This window comes from Synechococcus sp. H70.2 (genome assembly GCF_047462275.1).
In the GTDB taxonomy this organism is placed as follows: Bacteria; Cyanobacteriota; Cyanobacteriia; order Thermostichales; family Thermostichaceae; genus Thermostichus.
Genome location: NZ_JANSIU010000008.1, coordinates 90,723 through 104,948, shown reverse-complemented (window position 1 = coordinate 104,948; position 14,226 = coordinate 90,723). Strand labels below are relative to the sequence as shown.

Genomic DNA, 14,226 nt, shown 5'->3' with positions numbered 1-14,226 from the left:
TTTGTCTCTCCAGAAGATGTTGCCATGCCTCTCCTCTTCCTCACTGCGCTGCGGCGCAAAGTTAGCTTAGGCACTTGGGTTCTCTGCAGCTGGCTGGCCCTGGCGGTAGGCGCGTTGGCTCAGGCGCCGGATCCCCCCCTTCCCCACTTCACACCGCTGTTTCCCCCCCGGGACCAGGCGGGATCCCAGGCCCGGCTGGTGGGTCAGGTGAGCAACAGCTTGGGGCAGCCGGTGGCCGGGGCGCAGGTGCAGTTGGAGAGCCTGGAGAACCCGAAGGAGCCAGTTCAGACAGACGCGCAAGGGGCATTTGAGCTTAACCCGGCCCCCCCTGGGCGGTGGCTTCTAACGGTGTGGCACCCCGACTACGAAAGCGTGCAACAGGAGATCCTGCTGCAGGAGGGCCTGACTACCCCTGTGGAGGTGGTTTTGCCGCTGGCCATTCGGCCCCAGCCCCGGCGCCGCCTTGGCATCTTGGGGGTAGGGGGGCTGGAACATACCCAGCTTTTGGGCCAGCGCCTGGCCATGGAGGTGGTGCGGCTGGGCCTGATCCCCAACAGCGAGAAGGTGGTACCCCTAGATAACCGCCGCCTGCAGCCCATTTTGCGCCAGGTGGGCTGGCCACTCTACGAGCTATTTGAGTGGGATCGCCGCAAGCCAGAAGCGGTGGGCCAATTTTTCGACTACCTGGGCCTGGAGGCCATTGTCATTGCCCGCGTCGATGTCCTCACCCGCCCCGCCTCGCCGACGGAGGTGAGCCTGCGCTCCCGCAGCCGCCTGGAGCTGTGGCGATTTGACGAGCAGGGCAACCTCGTGGCAGAGGTATTGGCCGAGGCCAGCCGCGACCAGGTGGAGCGGGGCAATCTTAACGCTGCCGAGCTAATGCAGCTTTATCAAATCCAAGTCACCCAAATGGCCGCCGAAGTCGGATCCCGCTGGAAAGCCAATCACCCCCTTGCCCCCTACCTCAATTTGGCCCCAGGTGAAGCCCCACCACCCCCCTCGCACCTGGATACTGCCGTGGAGCTGGTCATTCCCACCGCCAGCCCCACTCCTTAGACGCTTTCTGCGGGGCTAGCCCTGCACCTAGGGGAACTGGGGGCTGGCCTAATGCAGGCGGCAGGTTAAAGTAGCACTGAGGATCCTTGCTGCCGTTCCCGTCCATGACCTCTGAACCCCACCCTCCCCAACCCACAAGGCCGGAAAGGGACAACCCGCCCCTGGCTGCCTCCGCCCACGAGGGGGTAGCTGCCGGCCATTTTCCAGAGCTAGAGACGGCTGCTTCTACTGCGGCGGCAATTGGGCCAGCGGGAGACCGCCGCTGGCTGTTGGGGGGGGCGCTCGCTATCTTTCTAGTGAGCCTGGGGCTGCGCCTCTGGCGCCTGGCCGAGTTGCCGGCGCCGGTGTTTGACGAGGTGTATTTTCCCCAGTTTGCCCAAAATTACCTCGACGGCAAACCCTTCTACGACGTGCATCCGCCGCTGGGGAAGTACTTCATTGCCCTCAGCATCCAGCTCTTTGGCCGCAACGAGTGGGGCTTTCGCCTGGCCACCGCCCTGTGTGGATCCTTAATTCCACTTTTGCTTACTGGCTTGGCCTATCGCCTTACTTACCATGTGGGCTTTGCCCTCTTGAGTGGGGTGCTGCTCCTAAGCGACGGGCTGTTTCTGGTGGAGTCCCGCTTTGGCCTGATTAACGTGTACTTGGTGGCCTTTGGCCTAGCGGCCACCGTTTTGCTGCTGAGCGGGCTGGAACGCCGCGGTTGGCAACGGGCCGCTCACCTGACGGCTTCTGGGATCCTGCTGGGGGCAGCGGCTTCGGTAAAGTGGAATGGCCTCTGGTTTGCCTTCATGTTTGCCCTGCTGGGGATCCTCGTCTGGGGGGTGGTCTGGCTGCGCCCGCAGTGGATCCCCCGCTTGGGCATTTTGATCCAAATCCGCCACCTGCGCTGGTGGCACTACGCCTTTTGCTTTGTCCTTGCGCCGCTGGCTTTCTACGCCATCCAGTGGATCCCCCACCTGCAGCTTAACCCGCAGCAGGGGCTAACCCTGGACTGGAGCTGGACGGGGATCCAGAACTACTTTCGATCCCTGGTGCTCATCAATCAGGCGGTTTACAGCGGGCACCTGCATGCTGACCTCGTGGTAGATGAAAACACCCCTGTTCACCCCTATTGCTCCACCAGCTTGCGCTCCCTGGTGGCCTGGTTTCCGGCACTGCGCCCTTGGCTAACCACCCCCTTGGCCTCGGCAGGGGCCTGGTCTTGGCCGATTATGGGCCGCCCAGTGGGCTACTACTTCAGCACCCAGGGCAATCTCTGGCGAGTTGTCCATGGCCTGGGCAATCCCTGGCTGTGGTGGCTGGGGACGGGGTCGATCTTGGTACTGGTCTGGCGCGGGATCCGCCGCTTCCACGGCCTAGAAGCCTTTATCCTCATTGGCTATGCAGCCAACTACCTACCCTGGTTTATCGTTAGCCGCTGCGTTTTCATCTACCACTACATGAGTGCTCTGGCCTTTAGCACACTGGCCCTGGCCTGGCTGGTACTGCTGGGCTGGCGGCACTCTCGTCGCTTCTGGCGGAGGGTGAGCCTGACGGCGGTGGGCTTGGTCTTGGCTTCTTTTGTCTTCTTTTTCCCGATTTGGTTTGGCCTCCCCCTGAGCCCCAGTGGGTTCTATGCCCGCATGTGGTTTCGCCCCACGCCGACCCCGCTCTTTTGCTTTAGCCCCCAGGCCTGTGAGCGAGCACCCCTGCGCCTGCCGCCTGTCCCCGGCTTGAACTGGATTTGAGGAGGGCATGGTAAGCTTTGGGCAGTTTGTTTTTTGCCCAGAGGCGGGGTGTGGTTTGTTAAGCGCTTGTGGTGGAGGTAGTGGTAACCTATGGCTCGATCCTGCCCGCGTCCTACCAACTCTCCCCGCCGTTACCCCGGGCAGCCAGTCCCTGTGGGCGTCATTGGGGTCGGCAACATGGGCCAGCACCACGCCCGCGTCTTTAGCTTGATGAAGGATGTGCAAGTGGTGGGCGTGGCTGACATCAATGTGGAGCGGGGCTTGGATGTAGCCAGCCGCTATCGGGTTCACTTCTACGAAGACTACCGGGAACTGCTGCCCCACGTGGCCGCTGTTGCCATTGCCGTTCCCACCGTTCTTCACCACGAGGTGGGTATGGCCTGCCTGGAGGCGGGGGTGCACGTGTTAATTGAAAAGCCCATTGCCGCCAGCATTGCTGAGGCAGAATCCCTAGTCAACCGCGCCGCCGACTGCAATTGTATTCTGCAGGTGGGACACATTGAGCGCTTCAGCCCTGTTTTTCAAAGGCTGGGGCAAGTTTTGCAGCGCGAAGAACCGCTGGCCTTTGAGGCCCATCGCCTTAGCCCTTATTCCGACCGCGCCAGCGATGTGTCGGTGGTGTTTGACCTGATGATCCACGACATTGACCTGTTGCTGGAGCTGATCCCTTCCCCTGTAACCCAGATTACTGCCAGCGGCAACCGCGCCTCCAAGCTGGGCTACCTGGACTACGTCACTGCCACCCTCACCTTTGCCAACGGCGCCATCGCCACTCTCACCGCCAGCAAGGTCACCCACCGCAAGGTGCGCAAAATTGCCGTCCACTGCAAAAATGCCCTCGTGGAGGCCGACTTTCTGCACAACGAGATCTCCATCTACCGCCAGGGAGGCAGCAGCAGCGACTACGGCCAGGGATCCTACCAGCGGGATTGCCTCATCGAGAAGGTTCACATCGAACCTATTGACAAGCTCCATGCTGAGCTGGAGCACTTTATCAACTGTGTGCGGGGGGGCAATCAGCCGTCGGTGGGCGGGGAGCAGGCCCTGAAGGCCTTGAAGTTGGCTTCTGAGGTGGAGCGGATCGCCTTAGATGGATGCGCCTGGAGGGAGGCCAAGCCCTGCCGGAGCTTTTTGTCTTAGCTTTGCCGCCGGTATTCAGGCGGTATCTTCTGCCAGCCGGTCATGGGTGGGGAGGGCGAGGATGGCAAAGGCTTGGTGGAGAGGCAAGGTCGAGCAATCGTGGTAGAGGAAGGGTTGGCCTTGGCAATTGGCGGCCTGGCGGCAGGGATCCTGGCCGGTTTTTTGGGCATTGGCGGCGGGACAATCTTGGTGCCCTTGCAGGTGAGCTTGGGGATCCCGCCGCTGCAGGCGGTGGCCACCAGCAACTTTTCCATTCTCCTCACCTCCCTGGCGGGCAGCCTCCACAACTGGCGCATGGGGATGTTGGATCCCAAACGGGTGATCCTGCTAGGGATCCCGGCTCTGGTTACAGCGCAGGGAGGGGCGCTCCTTGCCAGTTACCTGCCTAGCTATCTGCTACTAGCGGCCTTTGGGGTGCTGTTGCTGGCAAACCTTTACCTGGTGGAGCTGCGCAAAACCGTGGTCGCCCACGCCCAAGCGTTGGAGAGGCCAGTTGTTACTGCCGGCAGGCAGATGCCGCTGTGGCTGGCCCGCGCCCTCACCGGTGGCGCTGCTGGCTTGTTGGCGGGGCTTTTTGGCCTCGGCGGTGGCCTCATCCTGGTGCCCCTGCAGATCCTGCTGTTGGGGGAAAGCCTCAAGGTGGCCATCCAAACCAGCTTGGGGGCAATTGTTCTCACGGCAACTGCCGCTACCCTCGGCCATGCGGGCCTGGGCAACTGGATGGCGAACGCTCTCGGCTTTGGAGATGGCACCATCCGCCAGAATGTGCTCTGGATCCCAGGCCTAATCCTAGGAACAGGGGGGTTGGTGGGCGTCCAGATCAGTACCCGCACCCTGCCCAAGCTGCCGGATGAGATTGTCAGCTTGCTTTTCCGAACCTTTCTTGCTGGGCTTTCCCTCTATGTTTTTTGGCAAGCCTGGCAGAACTACCAGGCCCTGGACAACCAGTAGCTATTCCTCACTTCAACGCCTTGCCCTCCTTATGGGGAAAAACTCGCTGGTGGCCGCCCTTGGGAAGCCTCTGAAGCTGGCGCTAGGAGGCGAGGGAAAGGCTCTCACTGGACTTGCAGAGGTCGTGGACGGGGTAGCTGCCAAAAAGCTTTAGGGTCTCTGCAATCGCTTCCAGAGCAGCAATTACCTCTGCATCTAGGTAGGGCTGGCCGGCCGGGTTCTCCAGATCAACAAAGAAGACGTAGGTACCCGCCGATTTCTTGGTGGGGCGCGACTCGATGCGCGACATATTGAGGCCCCGCTCCGCAAAGACCTGTAGCGGCTTCAGCAGGGCCCCTGGCACATTGTGGGGCAGGCTAAAGGCCAAGGAAGTATGGGATCCTCCGGGTGAGGATCCGTGGCGGCCCACCACCCAAAAGCGAGTGCAATTATCCGGGTGGTCGTTGATTGGGCAGGCCAAGACCGGCAGTTGGTAGAGCTCAGCGGCCCGCTCTGAGGCGATGACGGCAGCCTTGGGCTGTCCTCGCAGCCGATCCAATTCTTCGGTAGTCGACCGGGTCGGGATCAAAGTGGCCCGGGGCAGATGGGATCGCAGCCACGCCTGACATTGGGCCAAGGCTTGGGGATGGGAATAGACCTGCTCAATCTGCTCCAAGGCCGAAGCACAGCCGATGAGGGCATGGCGGATCGGCAGGATCAGCGCCTGGCGAATGCTCAGCCCCTCCAGTTGCCAGAGGGCATCCAGGGTCATGGAGACCCCGCCCTCAACGGAGTTTTCCACCGGCACCACCGCCCAGGCTTGCTCGCCGCTAGCCACGGCTTCCAAGCAGGCGCCAATGGTGGGGTAGGGCACCAGGGGGTGGGATCCCTGGCTGTGCAGATGGGGCTGCTCGGGACAGGCCAGCAGAGCGGCCAACTCCGTATAGGTTCCGGCAGGGCCTAGAAAAGCTACTGGCACAGGGGAGACAACTGCAGCCATCCCTTAGTCAGTCAAGTATCGCTGGGAGCTAGCTCTAACTCTACCGTCTCAGCCTCCCTCTGTAGCAGCGGGCAGTTAGGCTCTGGACAGCGGGGATTGGCTGCCACCCTGTCCATCGCCTTCGCCACCTCCAGGCGAATTTGCCTCTGCAGCTCTTGATCCGCTTGGATAGCTTCCAGAGTGGAGATGGAGCCTTCAAAGCTGGTGGCGTAGCGAGGCGGGAGGTTGTTGAGGGCCAGGGCGGCAGCATCGTGACAGAATCGCTCGCAGAAGCAGTAACGCTGCTGGCTTTCTAGAAGCAGCATCTCGTTCACGACTTCTAGGACAGCCCGCTCCATTTGATTTTCCAGCCTCCTCAGGGGCTTGCGTGCCTCCATGGCTGCCTCCTTTCCATTGCCGATGGCGAATTGTCCCCGCCTCTCTTCCAGCCGGGATCTCCTACCGTCTAGCGTACCCAGCTCAGCAAACAGGGCTACTGCTAGCGGCCCCTTCGTTGACGAGTATCCTCGGCAGGCGGGCAGAAAGCCCACACAGCAGTTCGTAGGAAATGGTGCCCACCTGTTCGGCCCAATCCTGGATGGATAAGCCCATCCTCTCTACGTGAGAGCCCAGCAGTTCTACCTCATCCCCCACCTGGACGTCTGGCCTCTCGGTTACATCCCACATGCACTGATCCATGGTGATGGTGCCCACCTGCTGGATGAGGCCGCCCCGCACCCACCCCCGCAGCCAGCCGGAAAGCTGCCTTGGGATCCCGTCGGCGTAGCCAATGGCTAGGGTGGCAATGCGGCTGGGCCGGGAAGTGATGTAGCGGTGTCCGTAGCTGACGCCGGTGTAGGCAGGTACGGTTTGGATGTGGGTCAGCCGCGCCTTGAGGCGCAGGATTGGTCTCAGCCCCGGCACCTGCAGGTGCGGGGCAGGAGACAAGCCGTAGAGGGCTAACCCCAGCCGCACGCGGGAGTAGTGAAGACGGGTGAGGGCGCCGGCAGAGTTATCCAGATGCAGGGGGGGCAAGGGATCCCCGGCCTGGCGGATCTGCTCCACCACCTGGGCAAAGCGGGCCTCCTGCAGGGCCATTACTGGAGAATCGGGCTCATCTGCTGTTGCGAAGTGGGAAAATAGGCTACGGCCCTCCAGCTCGGGGATCCGGCAGATCTGCCCCCACACGGCGGCAGCCTCCTGCCAAGGGATCCCCAGGCGGGTCATGCCCGTATCGACATTGACGTGCACCGGAACTGGTCGCCCAGCCCAGCAGGCCACCTGGCGCAGCAGGGGGATTTGCTCAGCCCGGGTGAGGCTGACCTCTAGCTGCGCAGCCATGGCCTGCTGCAGCTCCGCCCAGGTATTCAAAGCACCTAGAACCAGGATGGGAGCCTGTAAGCCTATCTGGCGCAGCTCGATCCCTTCGGCCAGGGTAGCCACACACAGCCCCTTGGCCCCGGCAGCCACCAGCAGGGGAGCCACCAAACGAGCTCCATGGCCGTAGGCATTGGCCTTGACCACTGCCCAGATCTCCACATTTGAGCCCAGGCGGGCCTGCAACAGCCTTAGGTTTTCTCGCAACTGGGCCGCGTCAATTTCCACCCACGCCCGGCTGGTCAGCAACTCCCGCTCTAGGTTGCAATCCGGCCAGAGCCTCGTCTTGCCAAGGGGATCCGCCTCCTGGGATCCCTGGCCCAGGGCCTCCCTCTGGCTCCACGGGGCAGACGCCGTAGCCAGAGGGCTAGGCACTGCCGCCACCAGCCCAGCAGCGTCGTCTGGCGTGGACAAGCTCCTCACACCCGGCCAATGCATCAGTGCTAGATTTAGCGCAAAGTCCAGCCCGGTGCCATCCACAGCAGCGGCACTTCCGGGATCCCGGCCACCGCGTCGTTCTCCCCCAAGTGAGCTGGCCAGAGACTTTGCCCTTGCAAAGGCAGTCCTTGGCTCAATAGCCGCCGCAGCGCGCGTTGGAGCGGATCTCTCTCCCCTGCTGGTGACAAGGAGGGATCCCCCGTCATCCGCCGCAGATCCTCCACGGCTTCGGTATATCCTCCCAAGGCATCCACCAGGCCCAGCTCCACCGCCTGGGCCCCAGTAAAGAGGCGCCCATCAGCCAACTGGCGCACGCGGGCCTCATCCAGACTCTGCCGCCGCGCGATCATCTCTGCATCCAGCACCGCCTCTGCGCCTTTTTCCGGCAAGCGTTGGCGCCCACGGGCCACATCGCGAACAAACTGGTCGAGAGTGTCCTCGACCAGCTCTTGCAGCAGACGTTGTTCCTGGGGGGTAGCAGCACGGAAAGGGGAAAGAATATCTTTGTACTCGCCGGTTTTGAAGGTCTGCGGCTCTATGCCGTAGTTTTCGAGCAATTTGCCGAAGTTAAGGCTGCTGATGATCACTCCTATGCTGCCCGTCAGAGTACCCGGGTTGGCGTAGATCTTGTCGGCAGCACTGGCCACGTAGTAGCCGCCGCTGGCGGCAATGTCTTCCAGAATGGCGATCACCGGCTTACCGGCCTCCCGCAGGGCGGTGACGGCGCGGTAGAGTTCCTGGCTGGATCCCACGGCCCCCCCAGGACTGTTGATGCGCAGCAGGACGGCTTTGACCGTGCTATCCTCAACCGCCTCTTGCAACTGCTCCAAAGGGGAGAGGGGCAAGCCCACCAAGGCCGAGCGGCGCAGGCCGCCTATTGGGCCCTCGAGGGTGACCACCTCAATGCGATCCGCCCCCCGAGGAGTCTCTAGACCAACTCCCCCTCGAGTCGACTCGGCAGCAGGTCGCCTGCTGCCAATCAGGGCTGCAATGAGGCAAACCACTAGCAAAGCAGCCGCCAAAATGCGGTTCAGCTGACTTTCCTGGGTCACAGGCTCCCCCTTGTCACTGACTCTGTTCTATCACTCGGCAAGCTTCTGGAGCGACTGACCCCAAGGCACAACTGGCCCCGTCCTCTGCAGGCAAGCAGGGGAAGGGTAGTGCGGACAGTCAAGCAGTTGTAGTATACTGGCTATTGCCACCTAAAGCAGCCTACGGCAGGATAGGCCGAGGCTTGTGCCTGGAGAAGTCCGAAGGAGGAATAAGGCTTGCCCCCGATTAGGTGCTTGGTCAAGAGGGCAGCTATTTCCCAGGAAAGCCAAGCTTCTTGCATCAGCAGAGCTGCTTCTCTAGGCTAGAATTGGGTAGAGGGGGATGCTACTGTCGAACCCTTTGACTTTAGTCTCGGGGCTTTAGCTCAGTTGGTAGAGCACTTCAATGGCATTGAAGGGGTCAGCGGTTCGAGTCCGCTAAGCTCCATTGCCAAAGCAGTTAGGGGAGGGAAGAGAGGTGGGGAGAGACTCTCGGAGAGGGCCAAGGTTGCCGTAGCTGGTCTGCAAAGTGGGGGGCGGGAGGCCATGAAGCTTCGCCCTCTGGCTTGAACCAAGCAGAAAATCTCCCTATACTTCAGGAAGCTTCGTCTCCCTTTACCTATGCGTGTTCCCTCCTCAGGCGACCCGGATCCCACCCTTCCCGAGGCTCAGGCTGGCCAGTTGGCTCGGGAGGCTGTTCCGCTTGCCCAACCAGAGGCGGATCCCCCGGCAGCCCCTCCTTTGACCCTGCGGCAGCAGCAGTTGCAGTCTTGGCTAGCCGAAGCTCCAGGGGAGCTGCAGGAGCAGCACACTCTTCAAAATCTGCAGGCTGAAGTCCAAGCCCTGCGCACTCAGCTGCAGGAGCGGGAACGCGCCCTGCAGCAGTTGCAACAAACCCTGGCAGAGCAAAAGGTTCAGCTCTCGGAGCAAGAAGCTCAGCTGGCGGCACGACAACGCCTCAACGAGCGGCAGCGCCAAGACATCGAAGCCTTACAGGAGCAGATCGAGCAGTTACGGCTGGCCCATGCCCAGGAGCGCCGTCAGTGGGAACACCGTCAGCAGGAGCTGCAGGCGTCGCTGCTGGAAGCCCAGGATCTGGCTGAAAGACGGGGGGGGATGCTGCAGCGCTTCAAGGCCGAGCTTTCTTTGGCCCGCACCCAACTGGCGGAAGCGCAGGCAGAGCTGAGCGGACTACGGGCTCTCTACAACGAGCAGCGGGCCGCTTGGCAGGAAGAACGGGAGCGCCTTGAGGCGCGGCTAGCAGGCTATGCTGAGACGGAGGCGGAAGCGCAGCAGCGCTGGCAGGAGCAACGGCAGGAATTAGAGGCGGCCCTCTCCCAAGCCCAGGCGGAAATTGCCCGCTGGCAGAAGCAGTACACCCAGGCCCAGCAGCATCTTGAGGAATTGGAGCGGCAGCTCCAAGCGGCTTTGGAGCAGCTTGCCGAACAATCTGCTAGGCAATCGCAGTGGCGCTCTGCCCAGGTGGCCATTGCCCATTTACAGGAACAAACCGAAGCCTTGGAGGCCCAGGTGAAGGCTCTGCAGGCAGAGCGAGCGGCTCTTTTAGAAGAGAACCGCGCCCTGAAAGAGAAGTACGAGCAGCAACAAATGCATGTGCTTAGCCTGAAGGCAGCCCTAGAGCGCAGAGGTCTGGAGATTCCGTCTCAGGTTGATAGGGTGGCCAAGGTGGGCGACACGCCAAGGGGAGCCAAGTCTCCTGCCCCCCTCCAGGCCGCTAAGCCTGTGCCTCAGCCACGACCTCTGCTGGCTCGGGCCGGGAGGCAAGCGGTAGACCTGCCGCGGTTTTTGCCCCGTCCGTGAGGGATTCCGCTCCTCCCCGCTGGTTGGAGGTGTGGGTGGATCATCCTCGCTTGGGGGGGTGCTTTATCTACCGCGTGCCGGAGGGATGGGAGCCGGAGGCTGGCGATCTCCTCAGAGTTCCCTTTGGCCAGCAGGTGGTGGGAGCAGTGGCCCTGGGCTGGCGCACCGAGTTGCCGGCAGGGGTAGATCCCCAGTCAGTGCGGGCAATCGAGGCGGTGGTGGCCAAGGGGATCCTGCCCCAGGAGTTCTGGCCTCTGCTGCAGCGGGTAGCCGATTACTATCTCACTCCTCTGGCGCAGGTGGTGCGCACCGTTTTGCCGCCGGGCTTGCTGAGCCGCTCCCAGCGGCGGATCCGCCTGGTTGGATCCCCGCAAGGGGAATGTTCGCCGGCTGCCCAGGCTTTGCTGCGGCTGCTCCAGGAGAAGGGGGGGGAGCTGTCTTGGCGTTACCTCCAGCAGCAGCTGCCCGGCGCCGAGGTGGCTCTGCGGGAGCTGCAGCGGCGGGGTTGGGTGGAGAGCTTCTGGCAGGAGCAGCAGGGGGGCAGGGTGAAAACCCAACAGGCGGCCACCCTAGTGGAGGACTCGCTGGAGGGGCTGAGCCTGCCCCAGCAGAAGGCGCTGCAGATCCTCAAGCAAAAGGGGGGGGAGCTGCTGCTGGTCGAGTGGGAGCGCCTAGCGGGGGTGAGCCGGTCAGTGTTGCAGAGCCTGGCCCGCAAAGGCCGGGTGCACCTCTACGAGCGACCTCTGCTGCGGCTGGGGGAGGCCGGCCGGCCTGTGGAGAAAGATTGGCCCAAGCCTCTGACGCCAGCCCAGGCCGAGGCAGTGGCGGCCATCCAGCAAGCCCTGGGGCGAAACCAACGCTTTCTGCTGCACGGGGTCACTGGCTCTGGCAAGACGGAGGTCTACCTGCAAGTCATTGCCCAGGTGCTGCAGCAGGGGCGGTCGGCCTTGGTGCTGGTGCCGGAGATTGGTCTTACCCCGCAACTGACGGATCGCTTTCGGGCGCGGCTGGGATCCCGCGTGTGGACTTACCACAGCGGCCTCTCGGCAGGGGAGCGCTACGACCTCTGGCGACAGATGTTGGTCTCTGCTCCCCAGGTGGTGATCGGCACCCGCTCGGCAGTGTTTGCCCCTTTGGCCAATCTCGGCCTGATTGTTTTGGACGAGGAGCACGATGACAGCTTCAAGCAGGATCAGCCCCAGCCCTGTTACCACGCCCGCCAGGTGGCGGAGTGGCGGGCCGAGCTGGCCAACTGTCCCTTGGTTTTAGGCAGCGCCACACCGGCGGTGGAAACCTACGCCGCCCACCTGCAGGATCCGCAGCGCTGGGTTCGCCTCTCTTTGCCGCAGCGCATCCCCCAGGCGGGGATCCCGGCCACCCTGCCCCACCTGGAGCTGGTGGATATGCGCCAGGAGCTGCAGGCCGGTAACCGCAGCATTCTCAGCCGCCGCCTGCAACAAGCTCTGCAGGAGACTTTGGACAGGGGGGAACAGGCCATCCTCTTTGTGCCCCGCCGCGGCTACAGCACCTTTGTCCTCTGTCGCAGTTGCGGCTTTGTCCTCACCTGCGCCCATTGCGATGTCTCCCTCACCTTTCACGTGGAGGGCGGGCAAGAGCTGCGCTGTCACTACTGCGGCGCCCGCCAACCCCATCCCCAGCGCTGCCCTGCCTGTGGCTCGCCCTACCTTAAGCACTTCGGCACTGGCACCCAGAAGGTGGTGGAAGTGCTGCAGCAGCACTGGCCGCAGCTGGGGATCCTGCGCTACGACAGCGACGCCACTCGCCGCAAGGGATCCCACCGGGACTTGCTGGAGCAGTTTCGCAGCGGCAAAGCGCAGGTGCTGGTGGGCACCCAGATGCTCACCAAGGGGCTGGACATCCCCCAGGTAACGCTGGTGGGGGTGGTGGCCGCCGATGGACTGCTGCACCAGCCTGACTACCGCGCTGGCGAGCGTACCTTTCAACTCCTGACCCAAGTGGCGGGCCGGGCAGGACGGGGATCCCTGCCGGGCCAGGCAATTATCCAGACCTATTTGCCAGAGCACCCCATCTTGCAAGCGGTGCTGGCCCACAACTACGAGGGCTTTGTCCAGGCCGAGCTGCGCCAACGCCAAGAGGGGGGCTATCCCCCCTATCGGGCCCTGATTTTGGTGCGCTTGAGCAGCAGCCGCCTGGAGGTGCTGGAGCGCTACTGCAGCCGCCTAGCTGAGGGCCTGCAGGGGATCCCGGCGGAGGTGTTGGGGCCAGGACCGGCCCAAGTGGAGCGGGTTGCCGGCCGCTACCGCTGGCAGATCCTCCTCAAACAGCTTCCCGATCAGCCCTGGGATCGCGCCCAGATTGCGGCCCACCTGGGCAGCGCCCTTGGATCTATCCCCCAGGGGATTCGCGTCAGCCTCGATGTGGATCCGCTGCGGATCCTCTAGGGGCGGCAGTTTTGCCGCAGCTTGGCGTTGGATGGCCCCAACCTGTTTTATAGTCGTTTAAGCTTCGTTTAAGCTCAGGGATCCCCCACGGGTCAAAGGCCGGCGCTAGGCGGGATCCCGTCAAGCTGCCAGCGTCAATCCTGGGAGGAGAAGGATTTGTGGCCTATCGTGTAACGTTGATCCCCGGCGATGGCATTGGCCCGGAAGTAACCAGGGCAATGACCACAGTCCTGGAGGCCACCGGGGTGGACTTGGAGTGGATCCGAGTAGAAGCAGGGGTAGAGGTGATTGAGAAATACGGCACACCTTTGCCACCGCAGGTGTTGGAGTCCATCCGGGAAACCAGAGTGGCCATCAAAGGGCCCATCGGCACCCCTGTAGGCACGGGCTTTCGCTCAGTCAATGTAGCCATCCGCAAAGAGCTGGATCTCTACGCCAACCTGCGCCCGGCCAAGTCCATCCCCGGCATCAAAAGCCCCTTTCAAAACGTTGACCTGGTGGTGGTGCGGGAAAACACCGAGGATCTCTACGCCGGGATCGAGTTCGAGCGAGGCACCCCCGAAGCAGCCCACGCTCGCGAGGAGATGATGCGTCTTTCTGGCAAGTTCATCCGCGAGGGATCTGCCATTGGCATCAAACCCATCTCGGAGTTTGGCAGCCGTCGCATTGTCAAGTTTGCTTTTGAATATGCCCGCCAAAACGGCCGCAAAAAGGTAACGGCCGTTCACAAAGCCAACATCATGAAGTTTACCGACGGCCTGTTTTTGCAGGTGGCACGGGAGGTGGCCCAGGAGTACCCCGACATCGAGTTTGAAGATCGCATTGTCGACAACATGTGCCTGCAACTGATGCAAAAGCCCCAGCTCTACGATGTGCTGGTACTCACCAATCTTTATGGGGATATTATCTCGGATCTGTGCGCCGGCATGATTGGGGGGCTGGGGGTGGCGCCGGGGGCCAACATTGGGGATGGGATTGCAGTTTTTGAGGCCATCCACGGCTCGGCGCCCAAGTACGCCGGCCAAAACAAGGTCAACCCCTCTGCCCTTATCCTCTCCGGCGCCATGATGCTGCGCTACCTGGGCGAGCGGGAAGCTGCCGCGAGGGTAGAAGCGGCAGTGCGGTCGGTCATTGCCGAAGGCAAGTACGTCACCTACGACCTGGCGCAAGGGGAGCCCGTCGGCACCCAGGAGATGGCTGAGGCTATTGCCGCCCGCGTGCAGGAGATGGCCCCCCATGAGGGCCGGGATCCTATTCCCATCGAGTCCTAGATCCCTGCTTCCCTCGGGAGAGGGTGAGGG

11 protein-coding genes and 1 tRNA gene are annotated in these 14,226 nt (G+C 62.5%); 8 read left to right on the top strand and 4 right to left on the bottom strand.

Annotation, left to right across the window (positions count from 1 at the left end):
- The first annotated feature begins 24 nt into the window (after positions 1-24).
- From NW822_RS09280 to NW822_RS09265, 4 genes are all read left to right on the top strand, one after another.
- The gene (locus tag NW822_RS09280; protein ID WP_414404244.1) at positions 25-1,056 is read left to right on the top strand and encodes a carboxypeptidase-like regulatory domain-containing protein; all 1,032 of its coding nucleotides are present in this window, start codon (positions 25-27) and stop codon (positions 1,054-1,056) included.
- Between the two features lie 104 nt (positions 1,057-1,160).
- Positions 1,161-2,786 (top strand): phospholipid carrier-dependent glycosyltransferase, encoded by a 1,626-nt coding sequence (locus NW822_RS09275; protein ID WP_414404243.1) that lies wholly within the window; start codon positions 1,161-1,163, stop codon positions 2,784-2,786.
- A gap of 90 nt (positions 2,787-2,876) precedes the next feature.
- Positions 2,877-3,926, top strand: a complete 1,050-nt coding sequence (locus tag NW822_RS09270) for a Gfo/Idh/MocA family oxidoreductase (protein ID WP_414404242.1) — start codon at positions 2,877-2,879, stop codon at positions 3,924-3,926.
- A gap of 42 nt (positions 3,927-3,968) precedes the next feature.
- A complete protein-coding gene (locus NW822_RS09265) occupies positions 3,969-4,877 on the top strand; it encodes a sulfite exporter TauE/SafE family protein (protein WP_414404241.1) in 909 nt (302 codons plus the stop codon).
- A gap of 82 nt (positions 4,878-4,959) precedes the next feature.
- On the opposite strand, the gene pheA is transcribed toward NW822_RS09265, so the two are convergent.
- From pheA to sppA, 4 genes are all read right to left on the bottom strand, one after another.
- Positions 4,960-5,856 (bottom strand): prephenate dehydratase, encoded by an 897-nt coding sequence (gene pheA / locus NW822_RS09260; RefSeq protein ID WP_414404240.1) that lies wholly within the window; start codon positions 5,854-5,856, stop codon positions 4,960-4,962.
- Positions 5,857-5,867: 11 nt separating this feature from the next.
- On the bottom strand, positions 5,868-6,233 hold the full coding sequence (locus NW822_RS09255) for a late competence development ComFB family protein (RefSeq protein WP_414360753.1): 366 nt from the start codon (positions 6,231-6,233) through the stop codon (positions 5,868-5,870).
- Between the two features lie 82 nt (positions 6,234-6,315).
- On the bottom strand, positions 6,316-7,626 hold the full coding sequence (alr, locus tag NW822_RS09250) for an alanine racemase (protein WP_414404239.1): 1,311 nt from the start codon (positions 7,624-7,626) through the stop codon (positions 6,316-6,318).
- 35 nt (positions 7,627-7,661) lie between these two features.
- Positions 7,662-8,702 carry a signal peptide peptidase SppA gene (gene sppA, locus NW822_RS09245; RefSeq protein ID WP_414404238.1) on the bottom strand — a complete coding sequence of 347 codons (1,041 nt, stop codon included), beginning with the start codon at positions 8,700-8,702 and terminating at the stop codon, positions 7,662-7,664.
- A 354-nt stretch (positions 8,703-9,056) separates the two neighbouring features.
- Between sppA and NW822_RS09240 the strand changes: the two genes are divergently transcribed.
- The 4 genes from NW822_RS09240 to NW822_RS09225 all read left to right on the top strand — a co-directional run bounded on the left by NW822_RS09240 (position 9,057) and on the right by NW822_RS09225 (position 14,196).
- A tRNA-Ala gene (locus NW822_RS09240) sits at positions 9,057-9,129 on the top strand.
- A 173-nt stretch (positions 9,130-9,302) separates the two neighbouring features.
- Positions 9,303-10,502, top strand: coding sequence for a hypothetical protein (locus NW822_RS09235; RefSeq protein ID WP_414404237.1), 1,200 nt, complete (start codon positions 9,303-9,305; stop codon positions 10,500-10,502).
- Positions 10,503-10,531: 29 nt separating this feature from the next.
- Entirely contained in the window at positions 10,532-12,925 is a 2,394-nt protein-coding gene (gene priA / locus NW822_RS09230) for a primosomal protein N' (RefSeq protein ID WP_414360817.1), read from the top strand.
- Positions 12,926-13,083: 158 nt separating this feature from the next.
- Positions 13,084-14,196 carry an isocitrate/isopropylmalate dehydrogenase family protein gene (locus tag NW822_RS09225; RefSeq protein ID WP_414360762.1) on the top strand — a complete coding sequence of 371 codons (1,113 nt, stop codon included), beginning with the start codon at positions 13,084-13,086 and terminating at the stop codon, positions 14,194-14,196.
- Positions 14,197-14,226: the final 30 nt, after the last annotated feature.